The following is a 14,350-nucleotide window of genomic DNA, read 5'->3' as shown; positions in this document are numbered from 1 at the left end:
GACTTGGAGGAGAATATGAGCAAGATTTACATCCCAGAGGGTTATGCGTCAGCGCTTGACCTCAAAGAGACACAGATAGCTATTAAGAAGGTGAAGGATTTTTTCCAGGCACAGCTTACTGCAGAACTTAACTTACATCGTGTTACAGCGCCACTTTTTGTTGAGCCTGAATCCGGTCTTAATGATAACTTGAATGGTGTTGAGCGTCCCGTTGCTTTCGGTGTAAAGGAGCAGGGCGACAAAGAGGTTGAAGTAGTACATTCACTTGCTAAATGGAAGAGAATGGCTCTCGGCAGATATAAGTTCAATGTTGGCGAAGGCCTTTACACAGATATGAATGCTATTCGTCGTGATGAGGATACAGATAACATTCATTCAATCTATGTTGACCAGTGGGATTGGGAATGCATAATCGACAAAAAGGACCGTACAGAAGAGACTCTTAAGAAATACGTTAAGAGTGTTTATGCGGCTCTTCGTGTGACTGAAAAATATATTGCTAACTCTTATGATTATGTAGAATGTATTCTCCCAGAAGAGATTCATTTCATTACTACTCAGGAGCTTGAGGATAGATGGCCTGACCTTACAGCAAGTCAGCGTGAATATGAGGCTGCAAAAGAATACGGTGCTATTTTCCTTATGAAAATTGGTGATTTACTGGCTTCAGGAAAGAAGCATGACGGTAGAGCTCCTGACTATGATGATTGGCAGTTGAATGGTGATATTATTGTTTACTACCCTGTAAATGATATTTCGCTTGAGCTTTCATCAATGGGCATCAGAGTTGATGAGGATAGCTTGAAGTCGCAGCTTGAAAAGGCTGGTTGCCAGGACAGAGCAAGCTTACCATTCCAGAAAGCAATTCTTGAGAAAAAGCTTCCATATACAATCGGTGGTGGTATCGGTCAGAGTCGTATCTGCATGTTCTTCTTGCGTAAGTGCCATATTGGAGAAGTACAGTGTTCTTTCTGGCCAGAAGAGGATGTTAAGTATGCGGGCGAAAAAGGAGTTGTTATCCTTTAAAAGACATTTTTGATAAAAGTGTCTTTCGTACGCAAACAAAATCCTTTACAATTGTAAAATTTTATCGTAAAATACTTTTCGGCTCTCAAATAAGGGAGCCGATAATTATGTCCCAAAATATTGTTACTGTAAAGTAACAATATTTTTTTGTTGTGAACCTTTACTTTAAGACTTTAGTGTGTTACAGTATTACTGTAGTAATCTGATAGTCTAAAAAGTGGGGGATATATAGGAGTAGTTGTAATAATGAATAAGAAACTTGAAACAGAAGAGATGGATGAGCTTTTAAGAGCCATTCTTAGCCTTGAAACTGTCGAGGAAGCTTACGAATTTTTTGAAGACTTATGTACAGTTAATGAGATGGTTGCTATGAAACAGCGTTTTGAGGTTGCTAAAATGCTTCGCGAAGAGCGTACATATCAGGATATTGCAGATGAGACTGGTGCAAGTTCTGCTACTATCAGCCGTGTTAATCGTGCCCTTAATTATGGTAACGACGGATACGACATGGTACTTAAAAGAATCAGCAAATAATTGAATCCTAAATGTACTAGCCAGACCCTTTGGGGTCTGGTTTTTTTGACAATTTTTTGCGGGAAATAGGGCAAATATTTAATGATGATGGGAAATTATTGATGGGATAATTAAGGAAAGCTTTTATTGGAGGAGGATAATTATGAAACAGGCATTTAATCCATATTTGCCATTCTGGGAGACGGTTCCAGATGGTGAGCCACACGTTTTTGGGGATAGAGTATATGTATATGGTAGTCACGATAGACGCGGGGGCGAAGACTACTGTTTGGAAGACTATGTTTGCTGGAGCGCACCAGTAAATGATTTGGCTGAATGGAAATATGAGGGTGTGATTTTTAGGAAAAATCAGGATCCGCTTAATCCAAAGGGGAACCATCCATTATTTGCACCGGATGCGTGTCAGGGTCCTGATGGAAGATACTACTTATATTATTGTGTAAATGGATTCAATATTATCTCAGTTGCAGTTAGTGATTCTCCGGCAGGCCCATTTGAGTTTTATGCACATGTAAAAAGACCAGATGGAACAGTACCTGAGGTAGGACTTAAATTCGATCCAGCAATTCTTGTAGAGGAATCAGGAAACTACTTATATTATGGCTTTTGTCCAAAGGTGAGATTTCCTGGCATGGAAAATGATATTTTGCCAGGACTTGTTATGGTAAAGCTGGATGATGATATGCATACGGTAATTAGTGAGCCTGTTGTAATTGCAAATGGTCTAGAGACATCAGAGGGAACATCCTTTGCAGACCATCCTGCATTTGAGGCCTCAAGCATCAGGCATATTGGTGATTGGTATTATTTCGTTTATTCAAGCATTGAAGGACATGAGCTATGCTATGCCATGGGCAAGAGTCCTGAGGGACCTTTTGAATACAAGGGAATTCTGGTTTCCAATGCTGATTTAGGATTTGAAGGAAATAAGGAGCCTACAAATTATTGGGGCAACAACCATGGCGGGCTAGAACAGATCGGAGATGCTACATATATATTTTGGCATAGACAGACCCATGGAACTGAGTATTCTAGACAGGGCTGTGCTGATGAAGTCCACATTTTACCAGATGGTACTATTCCTCAGGTGGAAATCACCAGCTTTGGCTTGAATGGTAGTCCGCTGGTTGCTGCTGAAATGTATAGTACACACATTGCTTGCCATCTGACAGGACCTAATATCAATGACAAAAGCTATTATTCTCAGGCTGTCGGTTGTGGTGGACATGTAATTAGCCATTCGCCATATGAGGAAAATGGGCTGATGATTCCTGAGGAAATGCCATTTATAACAGAAGAAAAATGTGACAGTGGTGAAAAGGGATTAAAACCTTTTATTTACAATATGAGGGCAGAGGCTGTTGCAGGATTCAAATACTTTGAATTCGCAGGTGAAGGTACTGTCAAGCTAGAGCTGAGAGGCAAAGGATTAATAAAGATTCTATCAGATGGATTTGACGTAGGCAGTGCTAATGAGCTTGTGTCTTTAAAAGTTGATAGCAAGGATTGGAAAATGTACGATGCCTTATTTGAACCATTACAAGGTATTCATAGTATTTTCGTAAAAGTAGAAGATGGATGCGTTGATTTTGCTGCAATAGGATTTACAAGATAACATTTTTAGATTACAACAAGAAGAATTTAAAATACATGACGCTTATGATAAAATGTATGATGTGGTTTGTGAAACTACATCATACATTTTTTAGTGGAGAAAACATTTATGGATAATTCAAGAAAACGACTTAATAATATTTTACATCAGCTGGCAGAAATTGATTATGTACATCCAGATGATATTCCCAACATTGATTTATACATGGATCAGGTTTTGACATTTTTGAATCAGAAGCTTGGCACAGTTCGCGAGGTTAACGAGGACAAAGCCATGACCAAAACCATGATTAATAACTATACCAAAAATCAGATTTTGCCCCCACCAGAAAAAAAGAAATACTCCAGAGACCATATGCTCAATTTGATTTTCATATATTATTTCAAGAATTTCCTGGGGCTTAAGGATATTAAGAGTATCTTGGATCCAATTAATGAGAAATACTATGGAGATAGTGAGGATACAAATTTCTTCGAAATCTATTCTAATATGGTAGGCTACGAGCACTCAGTTGCTAAGGAAGTTACCAAGGATATTATCAAAAAATATAATTTCAGTCGTCAGGTTTTTGAGGACAAGGATGAGGAAAGCAAGGATACACTTCAGGATTTCACCTTCTTGTGCTTGTTATCTTTTGATGTATTTGTAAAGAAAATGATGATTGAACAGTATATTTCCGGCAGACGTCAGGAAGAGGAAAAGCAGGCAGAGGAAGAAAGCAAAAAATCAGACGAAAATAGTTCAAAAGAAAAATAACTATTGTGTAGATAGATATATAATTCTATGTTAAAATAATAGAACAAATTTTCGAAAGTTCGAATAGTAAGGATATTAATTGTTATGGATTTAAGTATGTTGAATGACAGGCAGCGTGAGGGCGTTGAGACTACAGAGGGACCAGTGCTTATTTTAGCTGGTGCCGGTTCGGGAAAGACTCGAGTTTTGACACATCGCGTTGCTTATTTAATAGAACAGGGAGTTATGCCATACAACATCATGGCTATCACCTTTACTAACAAAGCAGCTAGAGAGATGCGTGAGCGTATTGATAATATAGTAGGTTTTGGCTCTGATGGAGTGTGGGTTGCTACATTCCACGCTTCTTGTGTACGTATTCTCCGTCGCTTTTGTGAAAATCTGGGCCAGGGTTATTCTAGCAATTTCACAATATATGATACAGACGATTGCAAGACTCTAATGAAGGATGTTTGTAAATACCTTCAGATAGATACAAAGCAGTTTAAGGAACGCACATTTCTTAACATCATTTCAGATGCGAAGAACAAATTAATCGGTCCTGAGGAGTTTACAAATCGTGCAATGGGCGATTTCAATATGACTCGTCAGGCTACAGTTTATCGAGAGTATCAGGCCAGACTTCGCCAAAATAATGCCTTTGATTTTGATGATTTGATTATGAAAACTGTTGAGCTTTTAAAGCTCGATGGTGATGTTAGAGCCTATTATAATGACAAATTCAAATACATAATGGTTGACGAGTATCAGGATACTAATGCGGCACAGTTTGAGTTGGTTCGCTTGCTTACAGGTGCACAGCAGAATGTCTGTGTGGTTGGTGATGATGACCAGTCTATTTACAAATTCCGTGGAGCTGATATTTACAACATCCTTAACTTTGAGCAGCATTTTCCAGGTGCTCGTGTTATTAAGCTTGAGCAGAATTACCGTTCTACAGGAAATATTTTGGATGCAGCTAATGCTGTAATAGCTAATAATGAAGGACGAAAAGCTAAATCATTATGGACTGAGGCTGAGGATGGTGACAAAATCCATTTCCAGCAGTTTGACAGTGCTTACGAGGAGGCTAGCTATATAGCTAGCAATATCGCTTCATTTGTTAGAAAGGGCGAGGCTGATTATAGAGACTGCGCTGTTCTTTATAGAACTAATGCTCAGTCACGTCTAATCGAAGAAAAAATGATTTATGAGGGCATTCCTTATAAAATTGTTGGCGGCGTTAATTTCTACAGCCGTAAAGAAATAAAGGATGTTTTGGCTTATTTAAAGACGGTTGATAATGGAAGCGATGACATTGCTGTTCAGCGTATCATTAATATTCCAAAGCGTGGTATTGGAGCAACAACTATCGCAAAGGTATCAGATTTTGCTAGAGAACGAGGACTGAATTTCTATGAGGCCCTTGTTCATTGTGAGGAAATTCCTTCAATTGGAAAGGCCGCAGGCAAAATCCAAGGATTTACCAAACTAATAGAAAAGCTTCGCAAAATTGCAGCAGAAGAATCAGTTTCAGCCTTAGTTGAAGAGATTCTAGATCAGACAGATTATGTTGCTGAGTTAAAAGCCGAAGGCACTGACGAGGCCAAGGCTCGTATCGAAAATATTGACGAGTTATTGACTAAGGCTGTAGCTTACGAAAAGGATGCTAGAGATGATGGAATGGAGCCTACACTTTCAGGATTCTTGGAGGATGTAGCCTTAGTTGCTGATATTGATAGTTACGAGGAGAGCGACAACTATGTGGTTCTCATGACTCTTCATGGAGCCAAAGGACTTGAGTTTCCTCGTGTTTATATGGCTGGTATGGAGGATGGTTTATTCCCAGGCCAGGGGGCTATCTTTGATGGCGGCGGAGCAGACTCTGAATTAGAGGAGGAGCGACGACTTGCATATGTAGGTATTACACGTGCTAGGGAGCATTTGACTATGACTTCTGCCCGAATGAGAATGATTCGCGGAGAGACTGCTTTCCACAAAATATCTAGATTTGTAAAGGAGATTCCTGAGGAGTTAGTAGAGGGAAATCTCTGGGAGCCAAAGCCAATGGATGACTACAGTAGCACTCCTATCGGAGAGTACTCTGTGTATCAACGAGGCGCTGGCAAACCAACTATCGCCACTAGCTATGGTTCTAGCTATGGTGAGTCAAAGAAATCTTACAGAGATAGTTATGCGGCTAATGCATTCACAGTGGGCAGCTCTACGACAGCAGTTGCCAACAAAAATGGAACAAAAATAGAAAAAGGTGAGCTGGACTACGGAATTGGTGATAGAGTCAGCCATATTAAATTTAAAGAAGGAACAGTCAAGGACATCATTGATGAAGGCAGAGACTATGAGGTCACTGTTGAGTTTGATGGAGTTGGCGTTAAAAAGATGTTTGCATCTTTTGCAAAATTAAAGAAATTATAGGTGTTATATGAAACGTGGTGAAATTGTACAGGGAAAGGTAATAAAGGTATCCTTCCCAAACAAAGGAATTATAGAGACGGCAGAGGGAGACCGTCTTAGGGTAAAGGGCGTACTTCCAGGACAGACTGTATCTGTACGAGTTAAGAAGTCTTCAAAGGAAAAAGCCCAGGGCAATTTATTATCCGTAGATGCAAAATCTGAGCTTGAGATGGACACACCATCATGTGTGCATTTTGGAAAGTGCGGTGGATGTACATATCAGTCACTTCCATATGACAAGCAGCTTGGTATCAAAGAGGGCATGATTCATGATTTGATGGCTCCAGTCATCGGTGAGGATGTCTGGAATGATACTTATGAGGGTATCAAGGCCAGCCCTAACCAGTTTGCATATAGAAATAAAATGGAGTTTTCTTTTGGTGATGAGGTAAAGGATGGTCCGCTTACTCTTGGTATGCACAAAAAGGGTAGCTTCTATGATGTAGTTACCGTAGATGGTTGCCAGATTATTGATGCTGATATGAGACAGGTCCTTACCATTACATTAGAGTACTTTGCAAAATCAGGTCAGCCATATTATCGCAAGAACACACATGAGGGATATCTACGACATCTCTTGGTTAGAAAGGCAGCCAAGACAGGCGAGATTCTTGTGGATTTAGTTACTAGTACACAGATTTCATCTTTATACGAAATTGCACTTTTAGCAGGATGGAAGGATACACTATTAGCCGCAGAATGGGACGGTAAAATAACTGGTATCCTTCATACCAAAAATGACCGAGAAGCAGATGTAGTTGCTGATGAGGGTACAGAGATTCTTTATGGACAGTCATGGTTCAAGGAAGAGATTCTTGGTCTTTCATTTACTATCACTCCATTCTCTTTCTTCCAGACTAATTCATTAGGAGCAGAGGTGCTTTACAGTACAGCTCGTGATTTCATTGCAGCAGGTGCTGATGGAGCAGAAGTTTATGACCTTTATTCTGGCACAGGTACAATTGCGCAGGTTATTGCCCCTGCAGCCAAGCATGTTACAGGTGTAGAAATTATTGCTGAGGCAGTAGAGGCTGCAAAAGATAATGCAAAGCTTAACGGACTTGATAACTGCGATTTCATCGCCGGCGACGTACTCAAAGTCCTTGATGATATTTCAGAAAAGCCAGACTACATTATCCTGGATCCACCTCGTGATGGTATCCATCCAAAGGCTTTGGAGAAAATTATCGATTATGGTGTAGATTCACTAGTCTACATCTCTTGCAAGCCTACCAGCCTTGCCCGTGATTTGGAAGTATTCCTTGCACGTGGCTATAAAGTTACACGTCTTGCATGTGTTGATATGTTCCCTGGAACTTATCATGTGGAGACTGTTGTTCTTCTGTCCCAACAAAAGCCTGATGATCATATCGAGATAGAAATTAATCTAGATGAGCTTGATGCTACAAGTGCTGAGACAAAGGCTACGTATATGAAAATACAGAACTGGGTACAGGAAAAGTATGGTTTTCATGTCACAAATCTGAACATTGCTCAGGTAAAGCAGAAACATGGAATTATAGAAAGAGAGAATTACAATAAGCCAAAATCAGAAAACAGCAGACAGCCGGGATGTCCGGAGGAAAAAGTTAAGGCTATAGAAGATGCTTTGAGGCATTTTCAGATGATATAATAGCTAAATTTCTGTATTTATGTGGCTGACAGCCGTAATGTTCAAGGAATAGTTTGGAATAATAGCTGACAGAGTTAAAGCCACATTTTCCTGCTATTAAAGAGATACTCTCATCTGTTCTGGTTAGAAGGTCAGCACTTACGTTAAGGCGGTAAATGGTCAGAAATTCTATAGGAGAGAGCTGGTCATATTTTTTAAATATGCGGCAGCACGTAGCCCGGCTGACCGAGGCACTGCCTGCGATATCATTTAATGAAATCTCATCGTCAAAATGGGAAGATATATATGCTACCATCTTTCGATGAGTGACTAGCAATGATGACTCTGGCTTGAAATCTTCTGTAGCAGGTTCACGCTCTGTCAGCTTTAAAACCAGTTCCAGCAGGACGGACATAACGTGAATTTCGTAGTTTGATTTGTTTTCCTTTAAGTGGTAAGTTTTATCAAGAAGATGCTGAAATGTGGTTATTTCGGCATCTTCTTTAGTAATATGGATAAATGGGAAATTGCCGTTTTTCATAAGCGGAGCAATATTCTCATCAAACAGTTGTCTGCTTCCTGTCAAGATTGCGGGAGAAATCAGTACGCATAGAAAATGACATTCTTTCTTCTTTGAACTATAGCCGTAGTGCATCTGCCGTGAGTTGACAAAAAGGCAGTCTCCGGCCTCCATGTGGATATTTTTTCCGCCGATGAAGTAATCCATTTCACCATCATATATTCTTATAACTTCAAAATCTTCATGCCAATGACATAAGGCTTTATATTCCGGGTAATGGGACAGTGTTCCCATTCTTATATACAGTGGAATATCCGGTCTGTCATAGTGTACAATCTCTGATGCGTCGGGCATCACATCTAATTTTGTCATATCTGATACAATCCTTATAAAATATTGATACAATAGTGCTTGTTATACTTTGTAACTGATTATATCATTATATAATCATGAACGGAAGGGGAAATGCTATGTTAAAGAATAATAAAGCTGTCGTACGAAATGTAATAGCATTATCACTTCCGATAGCTGTACAAAATGTATTTTCCACGGCAGTCAGTTCTGCTGATGTTATCATGGTTGGAATGAATGGACAGGACAGCCTGTCCGCAGTATCTCTTGCGGGTCAGGTCACTTTTGTCTTAAACCTCATACTGCTTGGACTTACGATAGGAACAAGTCTTATCGTGGCTCAGTATTTCGGCAAAGGTGACATTCTGATGATAGAAAGAATACAGGGGTATTCAATTAGAATTGCTTTTATCCTTTCTTCGATGTTCTTCTTCGGTGCAGTGCTTTTTCCGGGCTTTGTCATGAAAGCTTTTACATTAGATACAGTGCTTATTGAAGAAGGTGCAGCATATCTAAAGATTGTTGGAATATCCTATCTGTTTATGGGTTTCGCACAGGTTGCAGAAACAGTAATGAAAGCCGTGAAACAGGTTCGGATCAGTACCATGATAGGAACGACAGCACTTATTTTAAATGTCATTTTTAATTGGGTTTTTATCTTTGGATTATTCGGTATTCCGAAAATGGGAGTTACAGGAGCAGCTCTCGGAACTCTTTTAGCCAGGATGATAGAATCAATATGGTGTTTCATACATATGAGAAAACCTGACGGGATAAATGTATCTTCTGAAAACCTGATCCATACGGACAGAGAACTGAAGCAACATTTTTGGCATTATACGCTTCCGATTACATTAAACGGTCTTAGCTGGGGATCCGCATTTGCCACTTACTCGGTGATCCTTGGGCATATCGGGAGTGATATGGTGGCAGCCAATTCTATTGCAACCATCGTGAGAAATTTCGTTCTGGTAGGATGTAACGGAATAGCAAGTGGTGCAGGAATATATCTTGGAACACTTTTGGGAAGCGGAGAACTAAAGCGTGCAAAAAGCGAAGCAGTAGTTATTTTGCAACTTACATTTATACTTGCCATAGTAGGAGGAAGTCTTGTTGTTTTGGCAAAACCATTCATAGCAAACATGACGAATCTTACAGGTACTGCAAAGACGTACCTTGGTCAGATGCTATTTATAAATGCTGTGTATATTTTGACCAAGGCATATAACTGTGTGTTCAATAATGGCATACTCTCAGCAGGAGGAGATACCAGATTTGGATTGATTTGTGACACTATAGATATGTGGTGCTACAGTGTGCCGCTGGGATTCATAGCTGCATTTGTGCTTCATCTACCACCTATGGTCGTCTATCTTCTTATCAGCACCGATGAACTTGTTAAACTGCCTGTCTATTATCTGCGATATAAACAGGGTAAATGGATACGAAACATAACAAAGGAGGGAGCAGCATGACAGAACAAGAGAGATTAGAGAGAATATCTGAAGGGAAGCTTTGGAATGATACAGATGAATATCTGGCACATCAGGCTAAGGTGAAGGATTTGATGTACGATTTTAACATGTCAAAGCCAAGCGAGACAGAGAAAAGAGCCGGACTGATTCAAAAAATGTTCGGGAGCGTGGGAAAGGATGTTTGGATTAATCAACCTTTGACATTGGCAGTAGGGTCAACGGTTACGATTGGAGACGGTACCTATATTAATTCCGGTATGACATTCATTGATGATTACAAGATTACTATCGGAAAAGGTTGTCTTTTTGGAACGAATGTTACGCTCTGTACAACCGGTCATCCGATTGATCCTGAGGAACGTGCCAAGGGAAGTATGTATTCCTTTCCTATTGTGATCGGAGATGGCGCATGGATAGGGGCAGGTGCGATTATACTTCCGGGCATCACGATAGGAGAATATGCAGTGATCGGTGCGGGATCGGTGGTGACAAAAGACATACCGGCATATACCATAGCTGCCGGCAATCCATGTAAGCCAATCCGAAAGATTGATGGTCATGATAAAGAATATTATTTTAAGGAACATAGATTCGATGAAAATGAGTAATGTTGAAAGAAGAGACAGGGAGCTGGTTTATATTTCAGATGATGAAGTGTTTGAGGAACAGAAGATCACAAGAAGGCTTACACAGAAACTGAATACTGTAGACCGGTCTGATTTTGCTTCCATAAAAAGAATTGTAAATGAACTTCTTGGAAAGTCAGACGGGGAAGCCTTTATCAATCCGCCGTTCTATTGTGATTACGGCACTCATATAGAAGTGGGAAAGAACTTTTTTGCAAACTATAATTGCACGATGCTTGACGTTGGCAGAATCAGGATCGGTGATAATGTGCAGCTTGCCCCGAACGTAGCAATCTATACGGCAGGTCACCCGGTCCATCCTGCCACCAGAAATACGCAGTATGAATATGGAATAGATGTCACAATCGGCAATAACGTGTGGATTGGTGGCAATGTCGTGATATGTCCGGGAGTGACCATAGGTGATAATTCCGTGATCGGTGCTGGCTCTGTCGTTACGAAGGACATCCCTGCATGGACTGTGGCTGCCGGCAATCCGTGCCGTGTAATACGAAAAATTACTGAGGCAGACCGTAATAAACACTTTGCAGGCCGAGAAATTGATGATGAAGCATGGTTGGATATCCTAAGAATAGAGAAGGAAGAAAATGATAACGAAAAATATCCAGTGGCGGAGGAGTAAAATGTTTGCAGATTATCATGTTCATACGTATTACAGTGATGATTCGGAAACACCTATGGAAAAACAGGTGGAGCGGGCCATATCATTAGGGCTTCGTGAAATCTGTTTTACGGATCATGTGGATTATGGGATCAAGCGAGACTAGGATGATCCTAGGGGAGTGGAATATCGAAAAGGTGGCCCAGGAGAACCTGAGCGAATGGCACTTGCAAATGTAGATTATCCCCGATACTTTAAAGAAATTGAAGAATTAAAAAGAAAATACAAGAATCAAATAATTATCCGCGCCGGGTTGGAGTTTGGAATACAGACGATCACCATACCTCAGTATGATAAGCTTTATTCAAAGTACGGAGACAAGCTTGATTTTGTGCTACTTTCTGTTCATCAGGTCGATAATCAGGAACTATGGACACAGGATTTTCAACGAGGAAAGACTCAGGAGGAATATAACAGGAGGTATTACGAAGAAATACTTGCTGTTATAAATCAATTTAAGAATTATGATGTGTTGGCGCATCTTGACTTAATCACAAGATATGATAAAAACGGTATATATCCATTTGAAAAGGTTCAGGATATTATTAAGGAAATACTTAAAATCATAATTGCAGAAGGGAAAGGATTAGAATTGAATACTTCTTCTTGGCGTTATGGTTTGTCAGACACACAGCCATCCAGGGATATCCTCAGACTGTACAAAGATTTGGGAGGTAAATATATTACTCTTGGTTCTGATGCCCATACTCCCGAATATATGGCAGCACATTTTGAAGATGCTAAAGATATTTTGGAAAATGAAATTGGCATATATCTTTTATGAATACCGGATAGACGATAATTCAACATGAGAACGTGAAAATCATGGGTACTCAAACGGTCTGAGTGCATAAACCGAATACGAAGAAGAAAAGAAAGAGCGGTAAGTGTAAACTTGCCGCTCTTTTGCATAAAAGGAGTCTAGGACTTTGCGTTATTTTTTTTCTTACCACGACCACTTCCTTTTGCTGGTTTACAGAGATCCGAGTATCTTTGAAGGATGTCTGTAAAGGTCTTAAACTCGTAGGGATCCATTTTTGTAAAATTGATTTTGAAGAGTTTGCTGTACATAACCATTTGAGCCTGAGTGGCATTGCCTGCAGTTTTTAGTTCTTCAAACGAGTCAAGAATATCATCAACAAGAGTAGTCGTTTCACAAGTTTCTGCATCTTTGCTATGTGCATCTCTTATATCTTTTGCAATTTTTACTACGTCATTTCCAAGGAGATTGTTAAAGTAATTGTCTTCGGAAATAGAAGCTGCCTGTAAGGTTTTCATGTAATGATCTTCATCAGAAATGCCTTTATTTTGAAGGCGGACTCTTGTTTGTTCAATCATTTTGTTAATGTTTCTAAATTGCATTCCGGCAAGATTATCAACATAAATTTCCATATCAGAAATAAAATTTATATAATCTGGATGCTTAATCATTTCACAAATTAGGCGGACATTAAGCTTTCCACTTTTCAATAGATTTATAGTTTCATCATCTAGCCCAAGTTCATCTACAGGGAATGGATGTTGCTCTCTGTTCTCTGTAAGCCCCAGGAGATAGTCTGATGTTACTCCATAAAAATCCGCAAGTGTGATGATGGACTTGTGAGAGATTTCTTTGTAATCATCTGTTTCATAATTTCCAAGCGATGCTCTGGATATTCCGGTCTGCTCTGACAATTCTTGTAGAGACAGGCCTTTTTCTATTCTTAAATCTTTTAGTTTTTCCCGAATTGACAATTTACACTTCAATGCTTTATTTTCCCCAAGTCACTTTCAAGATTACTGCCACATCTTAATCATACCATAATGTATGTTTGCAATGGATGATATAGGCAATGTTATCACAACCCAGGCTCAGGGATGAAATAAGAAAAGAGCATGTGCCAAAAAGCAAGTTGACAGTGACATAGTGCAGAATTATAATGGTGTCAGAAAGCGAGGTGGCATAAGATGAAGATTACAACTCTTGATGAAGCCCTTAAGAGAATAAAAGAATTAGAAAAAGAGGTTGCTGAGCTTAAATCCGAAAATGAGATTCTCCGCAATCGTAACTTCGGTGGACGTAAAAAACATGATGAAGCATGGATGTCTGCATACAATGATTTTATTTTTAAATATGAGAATGGCATGACTCTTTCAGAGATTGTGGCAGAGGGGGATGTCAGCAGAAGAACAGCCTATCGCTATCTGGCATATTATAAAGAATTGCAGAAAAAGATTGAAAAATAAAATAACAGTGGAATAAATCATATATTAACCATTTTACTGACGTCAGTAAAATGGTTAGAGCTACAGGAGGATAAAGGTTTGGAAAAGAAAACTATAGAAATCTATAAGAAAAAGTTTGATGATATTAGGCATGTAGAAAATGGTGTAGAATTTTGGCGAGCTCGTGAAATAATGGAATTGTTGGAATATGCTAAATGGCAAAACTTTGAAAAAATAGTTGAAAAAGCTCAAATCAGCTGTTCAAACAATGGAATTGAAGTTTCAGATCATTTTGCTAGCGTTGGTAATATGGTTGAAATTGGAAGTGGAGCTCATCGTGAAAGAGGTGATTATATGCTCACTCGATATGCGTGCTATCTCATTGCTGAGAATGGAGATCCTCGAAAGGAACAGATTGCATTCGCGCAGAGTTATTTTGCGGTGCAAACAAGAAAGCAGGAACTTATTGAAGAACGAATTGCATATATAGAAAG

13 protein-coding genes and 1 pseudogene are annotated in these 14,350 nt (G+C 39.5%); 12 read left to right on the top strand and 2 right to left on the bottom strand.

Annotated elements, in window-relative coordinates; genetic code table 11:
- The first annotated feature begins 15 nt into the window (after positions 1–15).
- The 6 genes from asnA to rlmD all read left to right on the top strand — a co-directional run bounded on the left by asnA (position 16) and on the right by rlmD (position 8,018).
- A complete protein-coding gene (gene asnA / locus E7276_RS14425) occupies positions 16–1,026 on the top strand; it encodes an aspartate--ammonia ligase (protein ID WP_294219105.1) in 1,011 nt (336 codons plus the stop codon).
- Between the two features lie 246 nt (positions 1,027–1,272).
- Entirely contained in the window at positions 1,273–1,560 is a 288-nt protein-coding gene (locus E7276_RS14420) for a YerC/YecD family TrpR-related protein (protein WP_294219103.1), read from the top strand.
- A 142-nt stretch (positions 1,561–1,702) separates the two neighbouring features.
- Positions 1,703–3,175 (top strand): family 43 glycosylhydrolase, encoded by a 1,473-nt coding sequence (locus E7276_RS14415; protein ID WP_294219100.1) that lies wholly within the window; start codon positions 1,703–1,705, stop codon positions 3,173–3,175.
- Between the two features lie 108 nt (positions 3,176–3,283).
- The gene (locus E7276_RS14410) at positions 3,284–3,931 is read left to right on the top strand and encodes a DUF1836 domain-containing protein (protein WP_294219098.1); all 648 of its coding nucleotides are present in this window, start codon (positions 3,284–3,286) and stop codon (positions 3,929–3,931) included.
- Positions 3,932–4,015: 84 nt separating this feature from the next.
- Entirely contained in the window at positions 4,016–6,346 is a 2,331-nt protein-coding gene (locus tag E7276_RS14405; RefSeq protein WP_294219095.1) for an ATP-dependent helicase, read from the top strand.
- A gap of 7 nt (positions 6,347–6,353) precedes the next feature.
- Entirely contained in the window at positions 6,354–8,018 is a 1,665-nt protein-coding gene (gene rlmD / locus E7276_RS14400) for a 23S rRNA (uracil(1939)-C(5))-methyltransferase RlmD (RefSeq protein WP_294219092.1), read from the top strand.
- Here rlmD and E7276_RS14395 read toward each other — a convergent pair.
- Complete coding sequence (locus tag E7276_RS14395; RefSeq protein WP_294219089.1) at positions 7,981–8,889, bottom strand: AraC family transcriptional regulator; 909 nt, start codon at positions 8,887–8,889, stop codon at positions 7,981–7,983. The two genes, rlmD and E7276_RS14395, sit on opposite strands and share 38 nt — an antisense overlap.
- A 98-nt stretch (positions 8,890–8,987) precedes the next feature.
- On the opposite strand from E7276_RS14395, the gene E7276_RS14390 reads away from it, so the two are divergent.
- The 4 genes and pseudogenes from E7276_RS14390 to E7276_RS14375 all read left to right on the top strand — a co-directional run bounded on the left by E7276_RS14390 (position 8,988) and on the right by E7276_RS14375 (position 12,435).
- A complete protein-coding gene (locus E7276_RS14390) occupies positions 8,988–10,343 on the top strand; it encodes an MATE family efflux transporter (protein WP_294219088.1) in 1,356 nt (451 codons plus the stop codon).
- Positions 10,340–10,951 (top strand): sugar O-acetyltransferase, encoded by a 612-nt coding sequence (locus tag E7276_RS14385; RefSeq protein ID WP_294219086.1) that lies wholly within the window; start codon positions 10,340–10,342, stop codon positions 10,949–10,951. The genes E7276_RS14390 and E7276_RS14385 overlap by 4 nt, the downstream gene beginning before the upstream one ends.
- On the top strand, positions 10,944–11,612 hold the full coding sequence (locus E7276_RS14380; RefSeq protein WP_294219107.1) for a sugar O-acetyltransferase: 669 nt from the start codon (positions 10,944–10,946) through the stop codon (positions 11,610–11,612). The genes E7276_RS14385 and E7276_RS14380 overlap by 8 nt, the downstream gene beginning before the upstream one ends.
- Positions 11,578–12,435 (top strand): annotated as a pseudogene (locus tag E7276_RS14375) (histidinol-phosphatase HisJ family protein). Before E7276_RS14380 ends, E7276_RS14375 begins: the two are co-directional and overlap by 35 nt.
- A 137-nt stretch (positions 12,436–12,572) precedes the next feature.
- Here E7276_RS14375 and E7276_RS14370 read toward each other — a convergent pair.
- The gene (locus E7276_RS14370) at positions 12,573–13,397 is read right to left on the bottom strand and encodes a helix-turn-helix domain-containing protein (RefSeq protein WP_294219083.1); all 825 of its coding nucleotides are present in this window, start codon (positions 13,395–13,397) and stop codon (positions 12,573–12,575) included.
- Positions 13,398–13,598: 201 nt separating this feature from the next.
- Here E7276_RS14370 and E7276_RS14365 point away from each other — a divergent pair, with 201 nt between their 5' ends.
- Both E7276_RS14365 and E7276_RS14360 read left to right on the top strand, forming a co-directional pair.
- Positions 13,599–13,877, top strand: coding sequence for a resolvase (locus E7276_RS14365; protein WP_294219079.1), 279 nt, complete (start codon positions 13,599–13,601; stop codon positions 13,875–13,877).
- Positions 13,878–13,955: 78 nt separating this feature from the next.
- The coding region (locus E7276_RS14360) for a BRO family protein (RefSeq protein ID WP_294219076.1) at positions 13,956–14,350 on the top strand (395 nt) is incomplete at its 3' end.

The sequence above is a fragment of the Pseudobutyrivibrio sp. genome, from assembly GCF_015057185.1.
In the GTDB taxonomy this organism is placed as follows: Bacteria; Bacillota; Clostridia; order Lachnospirales; family Lachnospiraceae; genus Pseudobutyrivibrio.
The sequence above is the reverse complement of the archived record's forward strand: the minus strand, read 5'-3'. Positions and strand labels throughout refer to the sequence as shown.

What these genes read in the sequence shown, in the direction of transcription:
- asnA (WP_294219105.1), top strand. Translation starts at nt 16, where the DNA reads ATGAGCAAGATTTACATCCCAGAGGGTTATGCGTCAGCGCTTGACCTC.
- E7276_RS14420 (WP_294219103.1), top strand. Translation starts at nt 1,273, where the DNA reads ATGAATAAGAAACTTGAAACAGAAGAGATGGATGAGCTTTTAAGAGCC.
- E7276_RS14415 (WP_294219100.1), top strand. Translation starts at nt 1,703, where the DNA reads ATGAAACAGGCATTTAATCCATATTTGCCATTCTGGGAGACGGTTCCA.
- E7276_RS14410 (WP_294219098.1), top strand. Translation starts at nt 3,284, where the DNA reads ATGGATAATTCAAGAAAACGACTTAATAATATTTTACATCAGCTGGCA.
- E7276_RS14405 (WP_294219095.1), top strand. Translation starts at nt 4,016, where the DNA reads ATGGATTTAAGTATGTTGAATGACAGGCAGCGTGAGGGCGTTGAGACT.
- rlmD (WP_294219092.1), top strand. Translation starts at nt 6,354, where the DNA reads ATGAAACGTGGTGAAATTGTACAGGGAAAGGTAATAAAGGTATCCTTC.
- E7276_RS14395 (WP_294219089.1), bottom strand. Translation starts at nt 8,889, where the DNA reads ATGACAAAATTAGATGTGATGCCCGACGCATCAGAGATTGTACACTAT.
- E7276_RS14390 (WP_294219088.1), top strand. Translation starts at nt 8,988, where the DNA reads ATGTTAAAGAATAATAAAGCTGTCGTACGAAATGTAATAGCATTATCA.
- E7276_RS14385 (WP_294219086.1), top strand. Translation starts at nt 10,340, where the DNA reads ATGACAGAACAAGAGAGATTAGAGAGAATATCTGAAGGGAAGCTTTGG.
- E7276_RS14380 (WP_294219107.1), top strand. Translation starts at nt 10,944, where the DNA reads ATGAGTAATGTTGAAAGAAGAGACAGGGAGCTGGTTTATATTTCAGAT.
- E7276_RS14365 (WP_294219079.1), top strand. Translation starts at nt 13,599, where the DNA reads ATGAAGATTACAACTCTTGATGAAGCCCTTAAGAGAATAAAAGAATTA.